Annotated in this window: 19 protein-coding genes; 13 read left to right on the top strand and 6 right to left on the bottom strand. The window is 70.5% G+C overall.

Going from position 1 to position 21,042, the window contains the following annotated elements; translation table 11 throughout:
* Window positions 1-35: 35 nt before the first annotated feature.
* The 5 genes from glsA to ACNI3K_RS07780 all read left to right on the top strand — a co-directional run bounded on the left by glsA (window position 36) and on the right by ACNI3K_RS07780 (window position 5,471).
* Entirely contained in the window at window positions 36-1,832 is a 1,797-nt protein-coding gene (glsA, locus tag ACNI3K_RS07760) for a glutaminase A (RefSeq protein WP_419391309.1), read from the top strand.
* Between the two features lie 43 nt (window positions 1,833-1,875).
* Window positions 1,876-3,579 carry a cytochrome c biogenesis protein CcdA gene (locus ACNI3K_RS07765; protein ID WP_419391310.1) on the top strand — a complete coding sequence of 568 codons (1,704 nt, stop codon included), beginning with the start codon at window positions 1,876-1,878 and terminating at the stop codon, window positions 3,577-3,579.
* A gap of 112 nt (window positions 3,580-3,691) precedes the next feature.
* A complete protein-coding gene (locus ACNI3K_RS07770; RefSeq protein ID WP_419391311.1) occupies window positions 3,692-3,856 on the top strand; it encodes a hypothetical protein in 165 nt (54 codons plus the stop codon).
* A 164-nt stretch (window positions 3,857-4,020) separates the two neighbouring features.
* A complete protein-coding gene (locus ACNI3K_RS07775; RefSeq protein WP_419391312.1) occupies window positions 4,021-4,635 on the top strand; it encodes a sigma-70 family RNA polymerase sigma factor in 615 nt (204 codons plus the stop codon).
* Window positions 4,632-5,471, top strand: a complete 840-nt coding sequence (locus ACNI3K_RS07780) for an anti-sigma factor domain-containing protein (protein ID WP_419391313.1) — start codon at window positions 4,632-4,634, stop codon at window positions 5,469-5,471. Before ACNI3K_RS07775 ends, ACNI3K_RS07780 begins: the two co-directional genes overlap by 4 nt.
* Before the next feature lie 36 nt (window positions 5,472-5,507).
* Here ACNI3K_RS07780 and ACNI3K_RS07785 read toward each other — a convergent pair whose 3' ends face one another.
* Window positions 5,508-7,871 carry a hypothetical protein gene (locus tag ACNI3K_RS07785; RefSeq protein ID WP_419391314.1) on the bottom strand — a complete coding sequence of 788 codons (2,364 nt, stop codon included), beginning with the start codon at window positions 7,869-7,871 and terminating at the stop codon, window positions 5,508-5,510.
* Window positions 7,872-7,952: 81 nt separating this feature from the next.
* Between ACNI3K_RS07785 and ACNI3K_RS07790 the strand changes: the two genes are divergently transcribed.
* Window positions 7,953-8,522 (top strand): dienelactone hydrolase family protein, encoded by a 570-nt coding sequence (locus ACNI3K_RS07790; protein ID WP_419391315.1) that lies wholly within the window; start codon window positions 7,953-7,955, stop codon window positions 8,520-8,522.
* A 95-nt stretch (window positions 8,523-8,617) separates the two neighbouring features.
* Here ACNI3K_RS07790 and ACNI3K_RS07795 read toward each other — a convergent pair whose 3' ends face one another.
* The gene (locus ACNI3K_RS07795; protein ID WP_419391316.1) at window positions 8,618-9,136 is read right to left on the bottom strand and encodes an aminoacyl-tRNA deacylase; all 519 of its coding nucleotides are present in this window, start codon (window positions 9,134-9,136) and stop codon (window positions 8,618-8,620) included.
* Window positions 9,133-9,594, bottom strand: coding sequence for a hypothetical protein (locus ACNI3K_RS07800; RefSeq protein ID WP_419391317.1), 462 nt, complete (start codon window positions 9,592-9,594; stop codon window positions 9,133-9,135). The genes ACNI3K_RS07795 and ACNI3K_RS07800 overlap by 4 nt, the downstream gene beginning before the upstream one ends.
* Before the next feature lie 156 nt (window positions 9,595-9,750).
* On the opposite strand from ACNI3K_RS07800, the gene ACNI3K_RS07805 reads away from it, so the two are divergent.
* The gene (locus tag ACNI3K_RS07805) at window positions 9,751-11,115 is read left to right on the top strand and encodes an MFS transporter (RefSeq protein WP_419391318.1); all 1,365 of its coding nucleotides are present in this window, start codon (window positions 9,751-9,753) and stop codon (window positions 11,113-11,115) included.
* Here ACNI3K_RS07805 and ACNI3K_RS07810 read toward each other — a convergent pair.
* Window positions 11,112-11,516, bottom strand: a complete 405-nt coding sequence (locus tag ACNI3K_RS07810) for a hypothetical protein (RefSeq protein WP_419391319.1) — start codon at window positions 11,514-11,516, stop codon at window positions 11,112-11,114. The genes ACNI3K_RS07805 and ACNI3K_RS07810 overlap by 4 nt on opposite strands.
* A gap of 271 nt (window positions 11,517-11,787) precedes the next feature.
* Here ACNI3K_RS07810 and ACNI3K_RS07815 point away from each other — a divergent pair, with 271 nt between their 5' ends.
* The 4 genes from ACNI3K_RS07815 (at window position 11,788) to ACNI3K_RS07830 (ending at window position 14,447) form a co-directional block, all read left to right on the top strand.
* A complete protein-coding gene (locus ACNI3K_RS07815) occupies window positions 11,788-12,807 on the top strand; it encodes an aldo/keto reductase (protein ID WP_419391320.1) in 1,020 nt (339 codons plus the stop codon).
* A gap of 168 nt (window positions 12,808-12,975) precedes the next feature.
* On the top strand, window positions 12,976-13,179 hold the full coding sequence (locus tag ACNI3K_RS07820; RefSeq protein WP_419391321.1) for a hypothetical protein: 204 nt from the start codon (window positions 12,976-12,978) through the stop codon (window positions 13,177-13,179).
* A 33-nt stretch (window positions 13,180-13,212) separates the two neighbouring features.
* A complete protein-coding gene (locus tag ACNI3K_RS07825) occupies window positions 13,213-13,878 on the top strand; it encodes a SecDF P1 head subdomain-containing protein (protein WP_419391322.1) in 666 nt (221 codons plus the stop codon).
* Window positions 13,879-13,943: 65 nt separating this feature from the next.
* Complete coding sequence (locus ACNI3K_RS07830) at window positions 13,944-14,447, top strand: hypothetical protein (RefSeq protein WP_419391323.1); 504 nt, start codon at window positions 13,944-13,946, stop codon at window positions 14,445-14,447.
* Window positions 14,448-14,455: 8 nt separating this feature from the next.
* Here the strand turns inward: ACNI3K_RS07830 and ACNI3K_RS07835 are convergent, their stop codons facing one another.
* Window positions 14,456-15,439 (bottom strand): diguanylate cyclase domain-containing protein, encoded by a 984-nt coding sequence (locus ACNI3K_RS07835; RefSeq protein WP_419391324.1) that lies wholly within the window; start codon window positions 15,437-15,439, stop codon window positions 14,456-14,458.
* A 92-nt stretch (window positions 15,440-15,531) separates the two neighbouring features.
* Here ACNI3K_RS07835 and ACNI3K_RS07840 point away from each other — a divergent pair, with 92 nt between their 5' ends.
* Together ACNI3K_RS07840 and ACNI3K_RS07845 are read left to right on the top strand one after the other, a co-directional pair.
* Window positions 15,532-16,731, top strand: coding sequence for an exonuclease SbcCD subunit D (locus ACNI3K_RS07840; RefSeq protein ID WP_419391325.1), 1,200 nt, complete (start codon window positions 15,532-15,534; stop codon window positions 16,729-16,731).
* Complete coding sequence (locus tag ACNI3K_RS07845; protein WP_419391326.1) at window positions 16,728-19,769, top strand: AAA family ATPase; 3,042 nt, start codon at window positions 16,728-16,730, stop codon at window positions 19,767-19,769. The genes ACNI3K_RS07840 and ACNI3K_RS07845 overlap by 4 nt, the downstream gene beginning before the upstream one ends.
* Here ACNI3K_RS07845 and ACNI3K_RS07850 read toward each other — a convergent pair.
* Window positions 19,766-20,875, bottom strand: a complete 1,110-nt coding sequence (locus ACNI3K_RS07850; RefSeq protein ID WP_419391327.1) for an Ltp family lipoprotein — start codon at window positions 20,873-20,875, stop codon at window positions 19,766-19,768. The two genes, ACNI3K_RS07845 and ACNI3K_RS07850, sit on opposite strands and share 4 nt — an antisense overlap.
* Window positions 20,876-21,042 lie beyond the last annotated feature (167 nt).

A 21,042-nucleotide genomic window follows, 5' to 3' on the forward strand; every position in this document is an offset into this window, starting at 1 on the left:
CCCGAACTCGCTGCGGCCAGCACTAGTCTCGACACATGCGGAGCCCGGTGCAGCAGTACCTCGAGTCCATCGTCGAGCAGTGCCGCGACACCGAGGGCGAGGTGGCCTCGTACATCCCCGAGCTGGCCGATGCCGACCCCGACCGGTTCGCGCTGGCCCTCGCGACCGTCGATGGGCACGTCTACACCGTCGGCGACGCGGACTTCCGCTTCAGCATCCAGTCCATCTCGAAGCCCTTCACCTACGCGCTTGCGCTCGCCGACCGAGGCACCGAGGCCGTGGACCGCAAGGTCGACGTGGAGCCGTCCGGGGACGCCTTCAACGAGATCAGCCTGGCCTCCGACACTGGCCGGCCCCGCAACGCGATGATCAACGCCGGCGCCATCACTGCGGCTTCCCTGGTGTCGGGCGACAGCGGCCAGCGCCGATTCGAGCGAGTCCTGGACTGGTACGGCGCGTTCGCTGGGCGCGACCTCGAGGTCGACGAGGACGTCTACACGTCCGAGCTGACGACGGCGCACCGCAACCGGGCGATCGCGCACATGCTCCGCGAGTTCGAGATCCTCGAAGGCGACCCCGAAGACTCGCTGTCGCAGTACGTCCGCCAGTGCGCGATCAACGTGGATACCCGGGACCTCGCGCTGATGGCCGCGACGCTTGCCAATGGGGGCGTGCAGCCGGCCACCGGCGCCCGCGTTCTCGACACCGCCACCGTGGAACGCGTGCTCAGCGTCATGGCGACGTGCGGCATGTACGACTCGGCGGGCGACTGGATCTCCGCCGTCGGCATGCCCGCCAAGAGCGGCGTCAGCGGCGGGATCATCGCCGTGCTGCCCGGACAGGTGGGCCTCGCGGTGTTCTCGCCGCGCCTCGACTCTCATGGCAACAGCGCACGCGGGGTGCGGTTGTGCGAGCGCATGTCGCACGACATGGAACTGCATCTCATGCACGTGGGCCGCACGTCCAACACGGCCGTGCGCGCCAAGTACCCGCTGTCCCAGGTCGCCTCGCGCCGCCGCCGTGCCCAGTCGGACCAGGCGGTGCTCGACGAGCACGCCGCGCGCTCCATGGTCTACGAGCTGCATGGGGACCTGCTCTTCGCGGGCGCCGAGCACGTGGTCAGGTCGCTCGTGGACGATGCGCCGGAACTCGCCATCGTCGATGTGCGCCAAGTGGATGACGTGGCCGCGGTGGCGCGGGTGGCGCTGCGCGGGCTGCGGGACATGCTCCGTGAATCGGGCGGTGAGGCCGCATTGGTCGATCCCGAAGGGGCGCTGCAGGATCCGGACGCCAGCACCGAGCACGCGAGCCCCGTCTTCGACGATCTCGACTCGGCGGTCCGATGGTGCGAGGACGAGTTGCTGCGCCGGCACGGCGACGGGCCGGCGGACGAGCAGTCCCTCGTGGATGACCACCCGCTGCTGCGCGGTCTCTCCCCCGCGGCGCGCAGGGTGATCGACGACGCGATGCAGGAGCTCCGATTCGATGAGGGCGACGTGGTCCTGGAGGCGGGCACCGCCTTCGCGGGTGTCCACGTGATCGTCAGCGGCAAGGCCGTCGCCACGGTGGAGGGCCCGCGCGGCGAGGCACTCCGGGAGGTCACGATGAGTCCCGGCACCTCGTTCGGCGAGCTGGCGCTGGGCGCACAGGACGTTCAGGAGACCCACGTGCTGGCGGCGAGCGAGCTCGTGGTGCTACGCCTGTCTGCGGCGGCGATCGACGCGATCACCGCCGAGCAACCCGACGTGGCGCTCGAGATGTGGCGGGCGATGGCGCGCGACGGCTACCGGATGGCCGACCGCGCGCTGCGCGCCGGAGCCGAGCGCAGCTGACCGCCGTACCCAACTGCGGGAGCTCGGCCTCCGAACACCTGTCGTGATTCTTCTCGCCGTCGTCGGGCTCGTCTCCGGCATCATCACCGCGGTCAGTCCGTGCGTGCTGCCCGTCCTGCCCGCGATCCTCACCAGTTCGATTCAGGACGGCGCGGCGTCCAAGCGCCGGCCGGTGGTCGTCGTCGCGGGTCTCGTCACGAGCTTCGCGGTCTTCACGCTGCTGGGCGGACTGCTGCTGTCCTCGCTGGGGCTGCCGCAGGACGTGCTCCGGTGGGCCGGCATCGTCGTGCTCGCGCTCGTGGGCCTGGGACTCGCGATTCCCCCGCTTGGCGAGCTGCTGCAGCGCCCGTTCGAGCGCATCGGCCCACCGCAACTGAAGCGCGACGGCAACGGGTTCGTCATGGGCCTCGCACTCGGGCTGGTGTTCGTGCCCTGCGCTGGGCCCATCCTCGCGTCGATCACGGTGCTCGCGGCGACCAACGGCTTCAGCTGGTCGCTAGTGGCGCTGACGCTGAGCTTCTCGGTGGGCATCGCGGTGCCGCTGCTCGTGTTCGGACTCGCGGGCCAGGCGATGGGAGGGCGAATCCGGGCCGTCCGCGAGCACCTGAGGGCGATCCGCATCGGCTCCGGCGTGGTGCTGCTCGCCACCGCGCTGGTGGTGGCGACCAATGTGGCGGAGCCGCTGCAGCGCTGGGTCCCTGGCGTGCTCGCGAGCGCGCAGAAGGCCATCGAGGACAACGACGCCGTGCGCGACGAGCTCGATGTGCTGACCGGTCGCGACGACGCGCAGGCAGGGACAGGTGACGCGCTGACCTTCGACCAGTGCGAGGAGGGCCCCGCAGACGAGCTGCAGAACTGCGGGCCGGCGCGCGACCTGGTGGGCGTCCATGACTGGCTGAACACCGAGGACGGCCAGGCGCTCGACATCGACGAGCTCACGAGCGGCGGGGGTGTGGTGCTGATCGACTTCTGGACCTACTCGTGCATCAACTGCCAGCGCACCTTCCCGTTCCTCACTGGGTGGGACGAGCGTTACCGCGACGACGGGCTGACGATCATCGGCGTGCACTCCCCCGAGTTCACCTTCGAGAAGGTGACGAGCAACGTGGCCGATGCGGCGGAGCGGTACGGGATCGAATACCCCATCGCGATCGACAACGACTTCGAGACCTGGCGCGAGTGGGACCAGCGGTTCTGGCCCGCGCACTACCTCATCGATCAGGACGGTGTGGTGCGCCAGGTCCACTACGGCGAGGGTCGCTACGAGGAGACCGAGGCCCTCATCCAGGAGCTGCTCGACGCGGAGCCCGCGCCCCCGGTGGCAGAGAATCCGGGAGGCCACACCCAAGGCCGGACCCCGGAGATCTACCTGGGGTACGGACGCCTCGAGTACGCGGACAACTCGGTCCAAGTGCGGCGCGACGAGACGGCCGACTTCGACCACCACGAGCTCCCACAGCGCGACCACTTCGTGTACCTGGGCGAGTGGACGGTCACGGAGGAGCACGCGCTCTCGGGGGCCGATGCACGGCTGATGATCGACTTCTACGCCGCCGACGCTCACCTGGTCATGGCGGGCGAGGGCGAGGTGCGGGTGACGCTTATGAACGACGAGAACTATGAGCGGGTGGTCGAGGTGGATGGGGTCTCGGACCTCTACGACCTGTACGAGGGTGCGCCTGTCGACGACGTGATGATCCTCGAGTTATCGCCCGGCATCGAGGCGTACGCCTTCACGTTCGGGTAAAGGACTTGAGGAAGATTTTGCCCGCCTCGACGTGCGAACCTTGCGGTTTCGAGGGTAAATGGAAGTGGCGGGCCAGATGGGCCCGTTCTGCCATGACCCCAAGGAGGAATCCATGATGGATCTTCGCAAGGCTGCAGTTCCCGCCCTCGTCCTCTTCGGCGGCGCCCTTCTCGCAGGTTGCGGGGATGACGTCGACAACGGCGACTTGGACACCACCACGGACCCGCTGATGGAGGAGACGACGGATCCGATGGAGGAGGACACGATGGCGCCCTGACGCCATCCTCACTCCACTTACAGGGCGGTCGACTGAGCGGGTCGGCCGCCCTTTGCCATGCCCGGCGGGCACGTCGCCACCCATCCGGCACGCGTTCCGGGCCGAACTACTGGTGGCGGTGACACACACCGGCCATGATGGACGCGAGACACGAGGAGGTCCGCATGAGCGCCGAACGGCACCTGCACGCGGTCCCTCAGCCGGGCGCGCAGCCCGCATCGCAACCGGCCCCCGACGTGACCACGCTGCTCGAGCGCACGGCGCTCGGCGACGCGGAGGCGTACGAGCAGTTGTATGACGCGGTCGCAGGCTCCGCCTTCGGACTCGCGCTGCGGATCGTGCGCGACCGGGACATGGCCGAGGACATCGCCCAGGAGGCGCTCGTCGAGGTGTGGCACCGGGCCGCGCGATACGACCGCGCTGCCGGCTCCGCGCGGTCGTGGATCCTCACGATCACCCACCGCCGCGCCGTGGACCGGGTGCGATCCGAGCAGGCGCACACCAACCGGATGCGTGCTCACGGCGTGCGCGAGGAGATCGACTCCGCCGAGCAGGACTCCGTGGTGAACGTCATGTACCGCGAGTGGGAGGCCGAGCGCGTGCAGACGGGCATGGAGTCGCTCACGGCGCGCCAGCGCGAGGCGCTGGAGCTCACCTACTTCAAGGGATACACGCAGCGCGAGGCGGCCCAGGCGCTGGGCATCCCACTGGGCACCGCCAAGGCGCGCATCCGGGACGGCCTGATCAAGCTCCGTGACGCGTTGGGGGTGGAGCGATGAGCACCGACCTGCATTCACTCGTGGGCGCGTATGCCGTGGACGCCCTCGAGACTCCCGACCGTGACCTGGTGGAACGCCACCTCGACGACTGCTCGGAGTGCCGCGAGGAGCTGGCGTCGTTCGCCGAGGTCGCCACGGCGATCGCCGACGCCCACGCGACGGCCCCGCCGAGTGCGCTGCGCGCGCGGGTGATGGCGGCGGTCGGCACCACGTCTCAGCTCACTCCCCACGCGCTGGGTGAGCAGGCGGCCGATGCGCGGGTCACCGAGGTGGGGGCGGCCGACGCAGGTCTTGCCGAGGCAGGTTCTGCTGAGGCAGGTTCTGCTGAGACACGGCTCGCCGATGCGCGCGCAGCACGCCCGGGGCCTCGCCAGCGCCCCCGGCGCTGGCTGCCCGCCATGCTGGGCGCGGCCGCATCGGCCGTGGTGATCGCCGTCGTGGCGCTGACCGCGTTCCCCTTCGGCGGCGACGACGAGACCGGGAGTGGGCTGGCGCTGGAGAAGGACGTGATGATGGTGACGTCCGCACCCGATGCGCGCACCATGGACCTCGACCTGGGCAACGGCCACGTGGTCAAGAGCGAGCGGATGGACGGACTGGCGCTGATGGGTGCCGCCGCGCCCATGCCCGCCGATGGCATGGAGTATCAAGTGTGGCTCGTGATGGAGGACGGCACCGCGGTCCCTGGCCCCACCTTCGTGCCGCGCGACGGCGGCGACTACATGGCCGTCGTCCACATGGAGATGGGCGGCGTCTCGGCCGTGTGCATCACGGAGGAGCCGTCGGGCGGGTCCACCCACCCCACCATGGAGCCGATGCTCACCGTCGAGTTGTAGGGCGGCGCAGGGCTGTAGGACGGTGCAGGGCTATGGTCACTCCAACGCAGCGAGATCGTCGAGCGCCCGCTGGTACTCCGCGCTGTACTGGTAGTGGGAGTGTGCGAGCACACGGGTGCCACCGCGCGGCGGTGTGTGCGACACGGGCCGGCAGTTGGAGCCGAGCACGTCGATGGGATGGCCCAGCGGATCCGTCTCGCGGAACAGCTGAATCCATCTGTCCGGCGACGTGTCCGCGAGCGCCCGCAGCCGCTGATCGTCGAACAGGTGCGGGAACAGCTGTTGGTAGTGCGCGGCGAGCAGGTTGCCGTAGCTGAGGAACCGGACCGAGCCCGCGTGCGTGGGGTCGTCCGCGAGCAGCCGCCGCATGGCGGGGAAACCCAGCGACGCACCCTGGCTGTGGCAGCTGAGGATAACGCGATGGCCCGGGTGATCGGCGCGGAGGTCGCGCAGCCTGCCCTCGAGCGCCGGAATCGCGGTCTCCGAGTAAGGCGGCGGTGCCCAGGGGTGGTGCAGGCGCGGCCAGTAGTTGGTGAGGTCCCACACCACGCCCACTCCGCGGCGGGACTCGCGGTTCCCCGACGCGGAGAGCACGAACCACAGCACGGACGCCGCGGGGATGAACAGCGCGACGACCACGGCGATCAGCGTGAAGGCGGACGCCGCCACCCACGGTTCGCCGAGGAAGGCCCCGGCTGCGTTCGCCACATCTTCGGGGGCGACCACCCCGAGGGCGGTCTCCGACGCGGCCTCCACCAGCAAGGCGCCGTCGCCGGGTGCGGCGGCTCCCACGCGCGCCCACGCCAGCGGGTCGAAGCCGGCGCGCTGAACCAGCCAGCCGAGCGCCCCGAGGACCGCCGCAGCCGCCAGCGCCACCACGAGCGCGGCGCGGCGCCCGCGGCACAGGCGCACCAGCAGGTATCCCACGAACAGCCAGCCTGCAGCGCCCGCCACCAGCCGCGGCTCGGTCACGATGCGCCCGGCGGTGAACGCCCATTCCTGCGCGGGCAGACTCACCCGCAGCAGCTCGCCCACCACCAGGGCGGCCGCGGCGACCAGCATGCCGATTCCCGCGCGGCGCACCTCGACGGGCGCCCGCTCCACGGCGGAGCGCACGCGCACCGCCGCGTCGACGCCCAGGTCGCCGGGCGCGGCTAACGGCCTCACCTCACCCACGACCCGCGCGGCGATGTAGAGGGCTCCGCACGTCAGGGTGACCGCGGCGAAGTCCACCAGGCGGAACATGGCTGCGGGGTCGGGCGACACGATGAATGCGCGCGGCGACCGCTCCGAGCCCAGCGCGAGCAGGGCGTACGAGAGCGCCCCGAACGCGGCGTAGTACATGAAGAAGCCGAGCGACGAGAAGGCCACCGAGTAGCCCGCAGAGCCGCGGACCGGCATGCGCCGCTCCCCCGCGTAGGCGACTCCCAGCGCGATCACCGCCGTCGCTGCCAACACGAAGTGCACCGCGGTCAGTCCGTTCGCCGCGCTGCCGGCCGCGTCGCGCAGCGAGGCGCTCACGGCGGCGGCCACGACGGCTGCGGCCCCGAGCAGCGCCCCCGGCGCCCCCGCGGGATGGCTGCGGTCGGGCCCGTTCACGCGCGTGCCGAGCGCCGCCGCGCCGCCGAGCGCGAGAGCGGCGCCCGCGAGCACCGCCCCCAGTACCGCCGTCACCGCGGCCACGATCGACGACGCCTCGTCACCGACCGTCACGTCGCCCGGGAGCGTCACGACCCAACCGACGACGGCCACGGCCGCGAGCGCGACTCCCAGGTGTGCCAGCGCGAGCGAACGCAGGGCGAGCACGCGCCCCCACGGGTCGTCGTGACGGTCGCGGTCGTCGGGCCCCTTCCCCACGCGGGCCAGCAGGTGAAGACCGGCCGGCACGAGGGCCGCGAGCAGGATCGCCGCCGCCGCTCGCCCGGGTGCGAGGACCGCATCGGCCGCCATCAGTCCCAGCGCTGAGGCCCCGGCCTGCACCGCCACCGCAGCGACCAACACCGTGGCCACCAGGGTGACGAGCCGCATCGCTGCGTCCCGCACCACGTGGGAGCGCTCGCCCCGCCCTTCGGTGCGGGCGCGTTCGCGGGCGGAATGCGGCAGCGAGTGCGTAGGCGTCATCCAGCCCGCGACGTTGATGAGGGACAGGGGCGCGAGGAACAGCCACAGCGCGGTGCTGCGACGGCGGGACGTGAGCCCGCCCCAGCTGAAGGCCTCCGCGATGCCGCCCGCCGCCCCCGCATCGTGCACGCGATAGAAGCCCGCGTCCGCGTTGCCCGCCACCCGCACCGGGAAGCCCCCGAGCAGCGCCTGCGGAGGGGTTCCGGACACCCCGTGGACGCGCATCTCGACGGTGCGGTCGGGCACCCGCACTCGCACCAGCTCCTCGACCGGCTCCATGCGAGCGAAGGTACACCCGCGCGTCACCGGTCGCAGGGCGCTCATCCAGCGAGGATCACGCTGGCGAGGCAGACTGGTGTCATGGCGGAAGTGTTGATGTTCCACCACGCGCACGGTCTCACCGAGGGCCTTGCCGCGCTGGCGGACCGCCTGCGCGCGGGCGGCCATACCGTCCACACTCCCGACGCGTTCGAGGGCCGCACCTTCACCAGCGTCGACGACGGCATCGCCTTCGCAGAGCGGATCGGCCACGACGCGGTGCTGGAGGTGGCGGCCCGCTCGGCGCGGCTGCACCCCTCGGCGAACGTGGTGATCGGCTTCGCCATGGGCGCCGGTCCCGCCCAGTACCTGGCGCAGCACCGGCGGCGCATGCGAGGCTGCGTGCTCGTGGGAGGCGCCACGTCGCCGGAGATGTACGGCTCGTCATGGCGCCCGAGCGTCGCGCTTCAGATCCACGTGGCCGATCCGGACGACTGGTGCACGGCCGAGGAGGTGGGCGCACTCGAGAGGGAGGTGCCCGGGTGCGAGGTGTACCGCTACCCCGGGCGCCGCCACATGTTCGTCGATCCCTCGACGCGGGACTACGACGGGGATGCCGCGGACGCGTTCGAGGATCGGCTCGGCGCGTGGCTCGCCCGCCTGGACGGCTAACCCCCTCCCAACATCCCGCCGTAGCGCCCCTGAGGCCCACCAGCGTGGGTACCCGCGGTCGCGCGAACCCTGGCGGACGGTGAGTGTCGCCCCGGCTAGACCGGCTCGGTCACATCCGCCACACGGGCGTCCAGCACCTCGACGAGCTGAGCGGGGTGCACCGTCGCCGCGACGCCGTGCGCTCCGCCCCCGATGGACACGGGTCCCTCGCGCGAGACGATCAGGGCATCCGCGATCACGGGCCACGGGGTGCCGGCCGGCGATGGAAGGGACCCGAACGGGGTGATAGTGCCGCGCTCGTAGCCGGTGACGTCCTTCGCCGTGTCCTTACCCGGCATCGACAGCCGTGACACGCCCAGGTGCTCGCGCAGCTTGGGCCACGAGATCTGCCTGTCCCCGGGCACCAGCACGAACAGGTAGTCGTCCTCGCCCCGGCGCACCACCAGCGTCTTGAGGATCTGCCGGGGCTCGAGCCCGCGCGCCTCCGCCGCCTCCTCGAGACTTCTCACGGGCCCGTGCGCGGTCACCGCGAACTCGATGTCCGATGCGGTGAGGGCCTTGATGGCCTCCGTCTCAGGAACCAGGGCGTCCTCGAATCCCGCGCCGCCGGTCACAGGTACGCGCCGTCCGCGTCGTCGGCGCCTCCCGGGCGCGAGAACCGGTCACGCGCGATGCCGCGCAGCGTGGCGACCATCCATTCGCAGATCATCTCGTCGAAGTGGCCCTGCACGCCGCTGAAGGCCACGATCAGTCCCTCGCGGATGATCGCGCCCGGGTACTTGATGTCGCCCTCGCGGTACAGGTGAGGGAAGTCCTGGCGCACGCGCGAGCTGTCCATGCCGGTGCGGATCGTCACCGCCACCTTGCCCTCGACGTTGCGCAGGTACTCGGGGTCGGGCTCGCCGGCGTGCGCGACGTACAGCGGCGCGGCCGGATCGGGGCTTGCCGGGTCGAGCACCATGAGCGTGCCGCGGAACCCGTTGGTCTCCCCCACTTGGTGCGCGCTCCTGATCGCGGGCTCGATGATGGACCACGCCAACGCGCAGGACTCTTCGGTGACACCTGGGAACATGCGATCTCCTTGGAACCTGCGGGCGGCCGATGCGCCACTCGCCTCGCGCTTTCCACGCTAGCCGATGCGCGGGCGGGTTGGTCTCCCTCGCGCCCGGGACACGTCACAATATGTTGAAAGCAACAACCTTCACACCGACGACGATGGGATCGGCAGATGCGCGACGACGCGATCAGCGAGCCCGGCAAGCGCTCAGCCGAGCCCGGCGAGCCGGGCGATCGCCCAGCCGAGCCCCCGCACGGCTATGCCGTGCCGATGCCCGGAACGAGCGCATCGGCCCTGTTGCCGGCAACTGCGATCCCACAGACCGTCCCGACCGGGAGGGCCTGGACGCCGCCGGCGTCGCCGCGCCGCTCGATGGCCGCGCTGGTGGCACTCGCAGCGTCCGCGTTCATGATCGTCACGAACGAGATCGCGCCGCTGGGACTGATCCGGCTGATGGCGGCGGATCTGGGCCGCACGGAATCCGAGATCGGCCTGGTCACCACGGTGTTCGCCGTGGTGGCGATGGTGTCGACGGTGCCGCTCGCGCTGGTCACGACCCGGCTGCCGCGGCGCCCGCTCATCGTCGCGACGCTGACGTTCTGGTCCGCGGGCGCGCTGGTGATGGCGACCGCGGATTCGTTCGCGCAGGTGCTGGGCGGGCGGGTCATCACCGCGATGGGGCACGCGCTGTTCTGGGCAGTCGTCACCCCAGCAGCCGCTGGCATGTTCGCGCCGAGCATGCGCGGCAGGTCCGTCACCCGGCTCATGCTGGGCGCGTCCGGCGCGGGCGTGATCGGGCTGCCCATGTCGACGTGGCTCGCGCAGCAGACCGACTGGCGTGCGCCATTCTGGATCGTCGGGATCGGCGGGCTCGTGCTCGCGGCGACGGTCGCGGTGCTGATGCCGAGGTTCCGCACCGAAGAGGGCTCCGTGGTGCGCGGGGACGTGCCGTCGCTGCGGCGGTTCACCCGCGTGTTGGCAGTGGTGCTGCTGACCACGGGTTCGATGGCGACCACGTGGACCTTCATCACCCCGTTCTTTGTCGAGGTCTCCGGGTTCGCGGAGTCGACCGTCCCCGTCCTGCTGGCCCTCGCGGGGGCCACGGGCGTGGTGTCGATGTGGCTGACCGGCAGGTTCCTGGACCGGTGGCCCGTCAAGGCCGTTGCGCTCGGCGAGGTGGGCTTGCTGGTGATGTGGCTGGGGCTCGCGACGCTCGGTCATCACAAGCCCATCGCGATCCTGATGGTGCTGCTGCAGGGTCTCGCGTGGTCGCTGCTGGTGGCGGCGATGCTCAATTGGGCGCTGCGCCACACCCCATGGTCCAGCGACATCGGGGTGGGCGCTCAGGCCAGCACGTTCAACGCAGGCAACGCCGTCGGATCGGTGGCGGGGGCCGCGATGCTCGCGTGGTGGGGCGCACAGTGGCTACCGCTGGCGTCGGCCGCGATGTCCTTCGTCGCGCTCGCCCTCATCGTGGCGGTGGCGCCCGACGCGGCGCGCGTGCTCAGCAGGCGCTCCCTGCGGGCGCGGTCCTAGTCGGTCACCACGAACGATGGTGTGGTCGGGTTGCCGAACAGCGACCCGTCGCCCACAGGCAACTGCCTCACCATCAGGTCGATCTCAAGCTGCGGGGCGATCGTCGAGGAGTACCAGCCAAGGAGAGCGTCGGTGGCCGCCGGGATCCACGCCTGCGCGAAGGCCAGGTACGCGATGAGGAGCAGTCCGGCTACGGCAAGAGTTCGGAATAGCACCGAGCCCACGACGATCCCCACGCGAGTGCGGCGCTCGACCTCGGCCGAGCGATCCGCGGCGGTGCGCGCGTCCCTTGCGGGCGCGGCCGTCCTTGGGGGTACGGCAGTGCCGGGGCGTGCGGTCGTAACCGTCGGAGCGGTGACGCGGACCGGATGGCGGCCTTCAGTCACCTTCTCCAAGGTCATGACAGAGGGGTGTGTGACTGTCACGTCGTCCTTAGGGGTAGGTGTGTTTTCCTGCCATCTAGGGCAACTCTCGCACCTTGGGACCTATTCCGCTCGCGCTACGAACCTCTGAAACACAACCGTGACAAACCGGATTTTCCCCGCCCCCACCACGCGGTCACTTCTACGGCTCTCAGCGACGTTTGGGGCGAATGTTGGTCGCTTGTGACGCGCGCCCATGGCGCGTGCAGTGCCACCATGGTGTCGACCCCCACGACAAGGAGCAGCACTCGTGAAGTACCGTCAGCTGGGCGGCTCTGGAGCCGCAGTATCCAACCATTCGCTTGGCACGATGACCTTCGGGACCGAGTCCTCTGAGGAGGTCAGCCACGCGCAGCTCGACCTCTACGCGGAGCGCGGCGGCACCGTGATCGAGACGGCCGACGTCTACAGCGCGGGGGCGTCCGAGGAGATCGTGGGCCGCTGGCTCGCCAGCCGCGACCGCGCGACCACGGACGGCATGTTCCTGGCGACCAAGGGACGCTTTCCGGTGGGTGTGCCCGCGCGGGAGGCGGGGCTGTCGCGCCGCCACCTGCGGCGCGCGCTCGACGCCTCGCTCGCGCGCATGGGAGTTGACCACATCGACCTCTACCAGGTGCATTCCTGGGACCCGGTGACCCCGATCGAGGAGACGCTGGGGTTCCTCGAGCACGCCGTCGTCTCGGGCAAGGTGTCCTACGTGGGCCTGTCCAACTTCCTCGGCTGGCAGATCGCGCAGGCGGCGACCCTCGCCCGCGACCGGTTCCCGCTGGTGTCGATGCAGCCGCAATACAACCTGCTGGCGCGCGAGGTCGAGTGGGAGATCGTGCCGGCGTCCGAGGCCTGTGGTCTAGGGCTCCTCCCCTGGTCCCCGCTCGGCGGCGGGTGGCTGGCGGGCAAGTACTCCAAGGACCAGGCCCCTACCGGCGCAACGCGGCTCGGCGAGGACCCGGAGCGCGGGGTCGAGGCGTACGCCAAGCGCTCGCGGGACGAGCGCACCTGGCGAGTGCTGGATGCCGTCTCCGACGTCGCCGCTCGCACCGGCTACACCGCGGCCCAAGTCTCCCTCGCGTGGCTCGACTCCCGTCCGGCCGTCAGCTCGGTCATCCTGGGCTGCCGCACCGTCGAGCAGCTCGAGTCGAACCTGGTCGCGGCAGACCTCACGCTCTCCGCCGAGGATCTCGCGCTGCTCGATGCGGCGAGCGATCCCGCTCCCGCCGACTGGCCCTACGGAGCGGCCGGCATCGAGCAGCGCAGCCGGTCGCTCGAGTAAGGTGTCAGCCTCGCAAGTAACCCACTTTCGCACCGCAGGCCGCTCAGCGCCGTACAGGTGACCAGCCTTGGGGTAACGGGCCAGCAGTCCGATGCGCGGGCCGGGCCTGTGCGTGCAGTCCGATGCGCGGGCCGGGCCTTCCGCGAGGCGCGGCGCTAGGGTGTAGCCATGGCCGGTCCTCTGGTGTACGCCTACCCCAACCCGCTGGTGCCTGCGGCGTACGACGTCATCTGGATGCTCACGAGCCTTGCGCTCCTCGCCGTCGTGGTGCTGGCCATCGTGCTGATCGTCCGCCGGTCCCGCAGGCGCGACGCCGAGTTGACGGCGCTGCGCCTAGATGTCGACGACCTGAAGTCCCGAGACGGCTTGTGACTCGGGCCGCCTGCCTGTGACACGGTGGGCCGCATGGATGCTCGCAGCACTCGCGCGGCGCTTGCCGCGCTGACCGTGACGGCCGCGACTCTTCTCGCGGCGTGCGGGTCGGAGGAGAGCGGCGGTGCCGCGACCGCCGCCGGAGCGACCGCCGCGCCGGCGATATCGAGCGTCGAGATTCGCGCCGTGGCCTTGGCGGCCCCGATCGCAGATTCGAGCGACCCGCTGCGCAAGGACGACGTCGCGCTTGGCGACATGCTGGCGGATCTCGGATTCGACGAGTCCCCTGGCACGATCGAGGCGGCAGAGTGGTTCGCTGTCGGCGACTGCTCCGCCGAGCCGGTCTCGAATGCCGATGCCGCGGCCGGTTGCCTGACCGACAGCTCCGAGGCGTTCCTCCTCGGCTCCCGCTCGCTGGACGATTCGCACATCAGCGGCTCCGATCCCGTCGAGGAGGGCGAGCTCGGCGATTCGCTGACTATCTTCCTGACCGACGCCGGCATGGAGGCCCTGGCGGACCTCACGGGCGACGCGGTCTCCAAGCCAGCGCCCGCGAATCGCATCGCGATCGTGGTCGACGGCGTCGTCATCGCGGCCCCCACCGTCCAGGAGCGCCTCACGACCGGCGAGGTCACCGTCATAGGCCATCCGGGCGACGAGGGTTTGCAACGGCTCGCGGGCCATCTGGTCACCGACTGAGTCTTGCGGTCCCCCACGCCGGCCTGGGGGTGCGCATCGGCGTGCACCGCACATAGTGTGGAGAGATGACTGACGCCGACGAGAACCCTGACGCCGCGCCCGAGACCACCACCGAGGAGATCCTGCAGGCCTTCGCCCGCGATGTGGAGCTCCTGCTCACCACGCTGCCGCCCGCCTCATCCGGCACGCTGGTCGAGAACCCGCACCGCGAGCTCGACCCCATCGAGACGGAGATGCTGGCCGACATGCCGCACGCCCTCGACCCCGCGCGCGACAACCGGTTCTTGCGCACCGAGTACGCGGAGTTCATCCAGTTGGCCGTGACCGTCGATGCTACGGCGCGCGAAGCGCAGGAGCGCGCCCAGACCGTGCTGCAGGCGCTCCCCGAGGCCGACGGCATCGCGCTGGTGCAGCAGCCGTTCCAAACTCTCACCGACGAACAGGCCGCCACTCTCGCGGCACTCGGTGACGACACGCTGATGCGCGCCAACGCCGACGGCCAGCAGCTCGCCGAGGACATCGCGATCTTCCTCGACCGCAACGTCACGATCGCCGAGGACGACGACTGAGTCGTGCCTCACCGCCGCCGCTTCACCTCGTACATGCGGGCGTCGGCGAGGGCCAGCACCGCGTCGGCGCTCCGCGTGTCCCCGGCCTCGACGTAGGCGGTGCCGATGCTGGCGGCGACCTCCACCCGTTCGCCCGCAATGGTGACGTGGCCACGGATCCCCTCGGCGACGCGTGCGGCAAAGCGCTCCGCGTCCTCTTCATCCTTGGCCTCACCAACCACCACGAACTCGTCGCCGCCAATCCGCGCCGCGACGTCACTCTGGCGCACCGTGGCTCTCAGGCGATCGGCGACGTGCACGAGCAGTTGGTCGCCGGCGCTGTGACCGAGCCGGTCGTTGATCACCTTGAACCAGTCGAGGTCCATGAACACCACGACCAGCCCCGTGCTGCGGCGTTGACGGAGCATGAGCCCCAGCTGCTCGAAGAGCAGCTCCCGGTTGGCCAGCCGTGTCAGGAAGTCGTGGGTCGCCCGGAACTCCAACTCCTCACGCAGCCCGGCGGCCTCATCGAGGGCCTCCTTCAACACGTGGATGTCGGTGCACGTCCCGAACCACTCGACGATGTCGCCCGACTCGTCACGCAGTGGCACGGCGCGCCCGAGCATCCAGCGGTAGACGCCGTCGTGGCGGCGCAGCCGATACTCGATCTCGTATGGTTCGCCGGTGCTGATGGACTCCTTCCACCGCCTGCTCGTGCGGGCTCGGTCGTCGGGGTGGAACGGCGGGAGCCAGCCGTCTCCCAGGCTCTCGGCGAGGGTCAGACCGGTGAAGTCCAACCACTGCTGGTTGAAGAACAGGTGGTAACCGTCGGGCCGAGTGATCCACACGATCTGCGGGAGCGCCGCGACCACCTGTCGCCACCCGAGCCGCTCGTCCAGCTCGGACTGCAACTCGGACGCGACGACGCTGGGCGCGCCGTCGTCACGGTGGCTGCCAGGGCGCTTGCGCGAACTGTTGGCGATGACCCACCTCCCTGGAAGAGTGCTTGCCACCGTAGTACGAATGCGCTGCCTTGCTCGGCAGCTGTGACGTAGTCCATCCGCGAGTCGGTCGAGGTGTCACCGAGGCCCACTACCGTGGCGTCATGCGCCTTCTCCACACCAGCGACTGGCACATCGGCCGCACGTTCCACGGGCACACCACGGACGAACACCTGCGCGAGGTCCTCCACGCGATCGCCAGCGCGGTGGCCGAGCACAGCGTCGACGCCGTCATCGTCGCGGGCGACATCTTCGACAGCTCGACCCCCAAGGCGGACGCCTTCACCCTGCTGGCCGATGCGCTCGTGGCCATTCGCGCGGCCGGCCCCCAAGTGATCCTCACCTCGGGCAACCACGACGGGCCCGCGAGGCTCGCGCACAACGCGGCCTTCGCACAGGCCGGCGGCGTTCACATCAAGGCCGACCACACCAACCTGGCCTCCCCCGTGACGCTGACCGACGAGCACGGCGAGGTGCTCGTCTATGGCATCCCCTACCTACACCCGGAGTTCATGCGCAGCGCGTACGAGGGCTTCACCGGGTCCACGCATCAGGACGCCCTGGCTTTCGCGATGGACCGCATCAGGGCCGATGCGCGGGCCCGGGAAGATGGCGACCACGCACCCAGGTGCGTGGTCGCCGCCCACTGCTTTGCCGCATCGGCCGCAGGGACTGCCCCACCGGAGACGAAGGAGGACACCGGGCGCGCCGAGGAGCGGGACATCACGCGCGGAGGGCTCAACCTGGTGGACGTGGGGGTCTTCGACGGGGTGGACTACGTCGCGCTGGGCCACATCCACTCGCGCCAGACGCTGAGCGACACCGTGCGCTACAGCGGTGCTCCCCTGCGGTTCTCCTTCGGCGAGCGAAGCAGCGCGAAGGGCATGTGGCTGGTCGACCTGGGAGCACAGGGCGTCGAGGAGACCACCTGGCTCGAGCTGCCGACGCCGCGAGAGGCCGTGCGGCTCGAGGGCACGCTCGCGGAGCTGACGGCGCCCGGCGCCCACCCGGATGCAGCGGACGCGTGGGTCGAGGTGATCCTCACGGACGATCAGCTGCCGCGGGACGCGATGCGCACTCTCCAGGAGCACTATCCGCACGCGGTGACTCTCGCGCACCGGCCCGCCAACCGCCATGACGCGGGGCCTCAGCAGTACGCCCAGCGCGTCGAGGGCAAGAGCGATGCGGAGGTGCTGGAAGAGTTCCTCGCGTATGTGCGAAACGGTGCGGGCCCCACGGATGCCGAGCAGGAGCTCATCAACGAGGCCCTCAACGCGATCGACGCGCGGGAGGCCACCCGGTGAAGGTAAACAAGCTCAGCATCGAGGGGTTCGGCCCGTACCTGTTGCGCCAGACGATCGACTTCGCCGTCTTCGACGACGACATCTTTGTCATCACGGGCAAGACCGGAGCGGGAAAGAGCACCATCCTGGACGCGATCGTGTTCGCGCTGTTCGATAAGGTGCCGCGCTACGAGGGCGCCTCGACGTCGGTGCGCAGCGACTTCTGCACGGATGAGGACCCGACGGTCGTGACGCTCGAGTTCGAATCGGGCGGCCAGCGATACAAGGTGCGACGCTCGCCCGAGTTCCAGCGGCCCAAGCGGCGCGGAGAGGGCCTCACCACCCAGAAGGCCGAGGCCACGTTGTGGGTCGAGCGCGACGGTGACTGGGACGCGCTGGCCGTGCGGCCGGTCGAGGCCGGTCACCTCATCAAGGACATCCTGGGGCTGACCGCGGACCAGTTCCTGCAGGTGATCCTGCTGGCCCAGGGCCGGTTCCAGAAGTTCCTCGAGTCCAAGCCGGACGAGAGGCGCGAGGTGCTCCGGTCGCTGTTCGGGACCGGCCGCTTTGCCGCGCTCGAGCGACACGTGCGCGAGGTCGCCAAGGAGCGCTCCCGCGAGGTGGAGACGGCCGATGCGGGCTTGGCTGAGCTGGTGGCGCGGGCCGCGTCCGAGGCGGGCGCTGCGCCAGAAGCGGGAGCTGAACCCGAGGCGGGGTTGGCGGCGCCGGGCTTGGCCGAGCGCGACCAGTGGCTTGCAGCGACAGCCGATGCGCTGGCGGAGGTGGCGCTCGAATCCTCCCGTAAGCGGATCACGGCGGGCGCCATGGCCGATGCCGCGGCGCGGGCCCTCGTCGCCGCCAAGGAGGTCGCGGAAAGCCAAGCACGGCTCGCGCAGGCGCGCGAGACCGTGGCCGAGCTCGAGTCGCGGGCCGAGGACCACGAGGTGAATCGTAAGCGTCTCGACGAGGCCACGCGCGCCAAGCCGGTGGCCGCGCCCGTGCGTTCCATGGAACGCGCCGAGGCCGAGCTGGAGAAGGCGCGGGCCGCGCGGGACGCCGCCGTCGAGGGGGCGCAGTCTGCGGCGGTCGCGGAGGTCGCGTGGCCGCAGTCGGCCAGTGCGCTGCCGGAGGCCACCGAGGAGCAGCTCAGCGCGCGCGTCAGCGAGCTGGCTGGCGAGATCGGCGCGCTGTCGACGGCTCTCGAGCAGGAGCTCGCGCTCCCGCGGCTGCGCGAGGAGGCGGAGGCGGCCGAGCTCGCGGTGGCCGCCGCGGTCGAGGAGCGGGATGCGGTCCAGCAGGACATCGACTCCCTGCCCCACGTGGCGCGCGAGCTGCGGGCCGCGCGGGACCGGGCTGCTGCTAGCGCGGCACGTGTCGAGGACCTCGAGCAGGCCCACCTGCGTGCCGAGGAATCGGCGCAGGCGCACGAGCGAGCAGTGGAGCTAGCGTCGGAACTCGAGCTTGCGGTGAAGGAGCGCGACGCCGCGCTCGCCGCGCACGCCGCCGCGACCGAGGCCTACAACGACGTGGTGCAGAGGCGGCTCCGCTCGCAGGCCGCGCACCTGGCCCGCGAGTTGGAGGACGGCGAGCCGTGCCCGGTGTGTGGCGCAGCCGAGCACCCCGCACCCGCAGAGCCATCCGAGGACCATGTGACGGACGACGAGGTCGACGCCGCGCGCTCCGCCGAGACCGAGGCCGGCGACGAGTTGAAGGGCGCCAAGGACGCGGTGGCGGGCGTGGAGTCGAATCTGGCCGTGGTGCGTGCGAAGGCCGGCGACGGGGACGCGGACGCGGCAACCGCGAGGGTCGAGGCGGCGCTGGAGCAGCTGGAGGCGGCGCGTGCGGCGGCCACCGAACGCGACCGCCTGAGCGAGGAGCTGGCGGGCCTCGACGAGCGAGAGGCTGCGCTCAAGGAGTCGCTTGCCGCCAAGGTCGCGGCGCTCGATGCGGCGCGCGCGGCTCTCACCCAGGCGAAGGCCGCCGTCAACGCCGCGCGAACGTCCGTCAAGAAGGGCCGTGCCGCATACGAGTCCGTGGGCGCCCGGGCGCGTGACCTGGAGCGAGCGAAGGAGCTGGTGGCCGCGGTCGCATCGGCCGTGGGAGGGCTGGCGGAGGCGCAGGCCGCCGCCGCAAACGCGAAGGCCGCGCTCGCCGAGGCCCTCGCGGAGTCGGGCTTCGAGACCGTCGACGCAGCCAGCGACGCGATGGTGCCGGAGGCCGAGTTGGTCTTGCTCCGCGAGGCGGTGAAGGCCCACGACAACGACCTTGCCGGGGCGCGGGCCGTGGTGAAGAACCTCAGCAGCGAGGACCTACCCGAGGTCACGGTGGATGTGGAGGCCCTGAGCACATCGGCCGCAGAGACGGCCCAGGCGCGTGATGACGCCGTCGCGGCCGAGGCCGCAGCCGTGTCACGCAGCGAGCGGTTCGCAGCGCTGCGCGCCGAATACCAGGACAGGGCCGAGTCGTCGCAGCAGGCGCGGGCCGCGCGGGACGTGGCGCTGACCCTGGCCGACAGCCTCGAGGGCAGCCCACCGAACGACCGCAGGATCCGGCTGGAGTCGTTCGTGCTGGCGTCCAAGCTGGAGCGGATCGTGGCTGCGGCGAACACGCGGCTGCAGGTGATGTCGAACGGCCAGTACCGCCTGGAGCACGACGACGACAAGCAGTACCGGAACACGCAGGCGGGGCTGGGGCTCAAGATCGCGGATTCGCATACGGGCATCTCGCGGTCGACGAACTCGCTCTCGGGCGGCGAGACGTTCCTGGCGTCGCTGTCGCTCGCGCTGGGGCTCGCGGAGACCGTGACGGCGGAGGCCGGCGGCATCCGGCTGAGCACGCTGTTCATCGACGAGGGGTTCGGGTCGCTAGACGGCGACACCTTGGAGGTCGCGATGTCGACGCTCGACGAGCTGAGGTCGGGCGGCCGCACCATCGGGCTGATCTCCCACGTCGAGGCGATGAAGGAGCAGATCCCGGCCAAGCTCGAGGTCGAGAGGCTGCCAGACGGGTCGAGCCGTGTTCTCGTGCGGTCCGGTGACGCCGCGACGCTCGATCTCTAGAGACCCACCTGGTCGACGGCGTACGTCGCTTGCTTGGTGGTGAATCCCTCGTACTCGAGCTGATCGATGAGCCCCGCTCGTGAGAACGAGGAGAAGTCCAGGTACGACTCTGCCGACTTGACGGCCTGCTCACTCCAATTCGCGTCCACCGCATCGGCCCCGTAGGTCGCCTGCTTGGTGGTGAATCCCTCGTACTCGAGCTGATCGATCAGACCGGACTTGGAGAACGCGGAGAAGTCGAGATAGGACTCTGCGCTCTTGGCAGCCTGTTCGCTCCAGTCCGCACCGACGGCGTCCACCGCGTACTCGGCGTCGGCGGCGTCATAGCCCTCGTAGTCGAGCTGATCCATCAGACCCGACCGCGAGAACGCTGAGAACGCCAAGTAGGACTCGGCAGATTCGCGGGCGTTCTCCTGCCCCGCCGTCTCCTGCGGACCCTCGTCGGCGGGCTCCTCCTCGGCAGGCTCTTCTTCCGCGGGCTCCTCTTCCTCCTGGGCCTGGCTGGTCTCGGGGGGCTCGTCCCCTGGGCATGGCTCTTCCTCAAGCACCGCCGACAGCAGCACAGTCGCCTCGACCGGCACCTCGGCACCCGCCGCCGGCTCCTGCGCGCACACGCGCCAGTTCGAGTCGATGACTTGAACGCGCCCGTCGCCCGAGGCGTCCTCTTGATCAAGGGCGTAGGAGCCCAGTGCCTGCAGCGAGTCCTGCGCCTCTTGCAGGTTGACGCCGATGACGTCCGGCATCGTCAGCATTGAAGGCGCCGCGGACTCGGTTGGCTCCGCGGAGGGTTCTTCCGATGGGGTCGGGGATGGCGAGCTCGCTGCGACCTCGTCTGCGCCACCGCCGGCGGCCGCGCCCAGTGCGCTGATTCCGATCACAGCCGCGACTGCGGCGACGGGGATAATCAGACGCTTCTTTTTCCACAACGGTCGGCCGTCCGGAGGGCTGACATTCGCGACGGGCGCCTCTGAATTGGCCTCACCGGGCGCCGATTCAGGTGCTGACACGGCAGCTGGCGCGATGTGCGGGGTCCATTCCGACCCGTCCCAGTAGCGCTGGCTTCCATCGGGCTGCGGGTACCAGCCCGCGGGGGCATTTTCTGTCATTACTCGTCGACTCCCTCAGCCAGCGTGCCCGGTCCGCACCAGGCCGACCGAACTGCCTTGTTCGGTCGCGCTCTAATCCAGGCTAGTGACATTTTCTGTCATTGTCACCCGTCCATTTATTGCGGGCTGATCTGCCACGTCGGGGCGATCAATGAGCAGGTCCCGGC

It is taken from the genome of Demequina ureilytica (genome assembly GCF_048553575.1).
GTDB lineage: Bacteria > Actinomycetota > Actinomycetes > Actinomycetales > Demequinaceae > Demequina.

Bases quoted from the DNA above. Each gene is read 5' to 3' on its own strand.
- glsA (WP_419391309.1), top strand. From the start codon at position 36: ATGCGGAGCCCGGTGCAGCAGTACCTCGAGTCCATCGTCGAGCAGTGC.
- ACNI3K_RS07770 (WP_419391311.1), top strand. From the start codon at position 3,692: ATGATGGATCTTCGCAAGGCTGCAGTTCCCGCCCTCGTCCTCTTCGGC.
- ACNI3K_RS07775 (WP_419391312.1), top strand. From the start codon at position 4,021: ATGAGCGCCGAACGGCACCTGCACGCGGTCCCTCAGCCGGGCGCGCAG.
- ACNI3K_RS07780 (WP_419391313.1), top strand. From the start codon at position 4,632: ATGAGCACCGACCTGCATTCACTCGTGGGCGCGTATGCCGTGGACGCC.
- ACNI3K_RS07785 (WP_419391314.1), bottom strand. From the start codon at position 7,871: ATGGAGCCGGTCGAGGAGCTGGTGCGAGTGCGGGTGCCCGACCGCACC.
- ACNI3K_RS07790 (WP_419391315.1), top strand. From the start codon at position 7,953: ATGGCGGAAGTGTTGATGTTCCACCACGCGCACGGTCTCACCGAGGGC.
- ACNI3K_RS07800 (WP_419391317.1), bottom strand. From the start codon at position 9,594: ATGTTCCCAGGTGTCACCGAAGAGTCCTGCGCGTTGGCGTGGTCCATC.
- ACNI3K_RS07805 (WP_419391318.1), top strand. From the start codon at position 9,751: ATGCGCGACGACGCGATCAGCGAGCCCGGCAAGCGCTCAGCCGAGCCC.
- ACNI3K_RS07810 (WP_419391319.1), bottom strand. From the start codon at position 11,516: ATGACCTTGGAGAAGGTGACTGAAGGCCGCCATCCGGTCCGCGTCACC.
- ACNI3K_RS07820 (WP_419391321.1), top strand. From the start codon at position 12,976: ATGGCCGGTCCTCTGGTGTACGCCTACCCCAACCCGCTGGTGCCTGCG.
- ACNI3K_RS07825 (WP_419391322.1), top strand. From the start codon at position 13,213: ATGGATGCTCGCAGCACTCGCGCGGCGCTTGCCGCGCTGACCGTGACG.
- ACNI3K_RS07830 (WP_419391323.1), top strand. From the start codon at position 13,944: ATGACTGACGCCGACGAGAACCCTGACGCCGCGCCCGAGACCACCACC.
- ACNI3K_RS07840 (WP_419391325.1), top strand. From the start codon at position 15,532: ATGCGCCTTCTCCACACCAGCGACTGGCACATCGGCCGCACGTTCCAC.
- ACNI3K_RS07850 (WP_419391327.1), bottom strand. From the start codon at position 20,875: ATGACAGAAAATGCCCCCGCGGGCTGGTACCCGCAGCCCGATGGAAGC.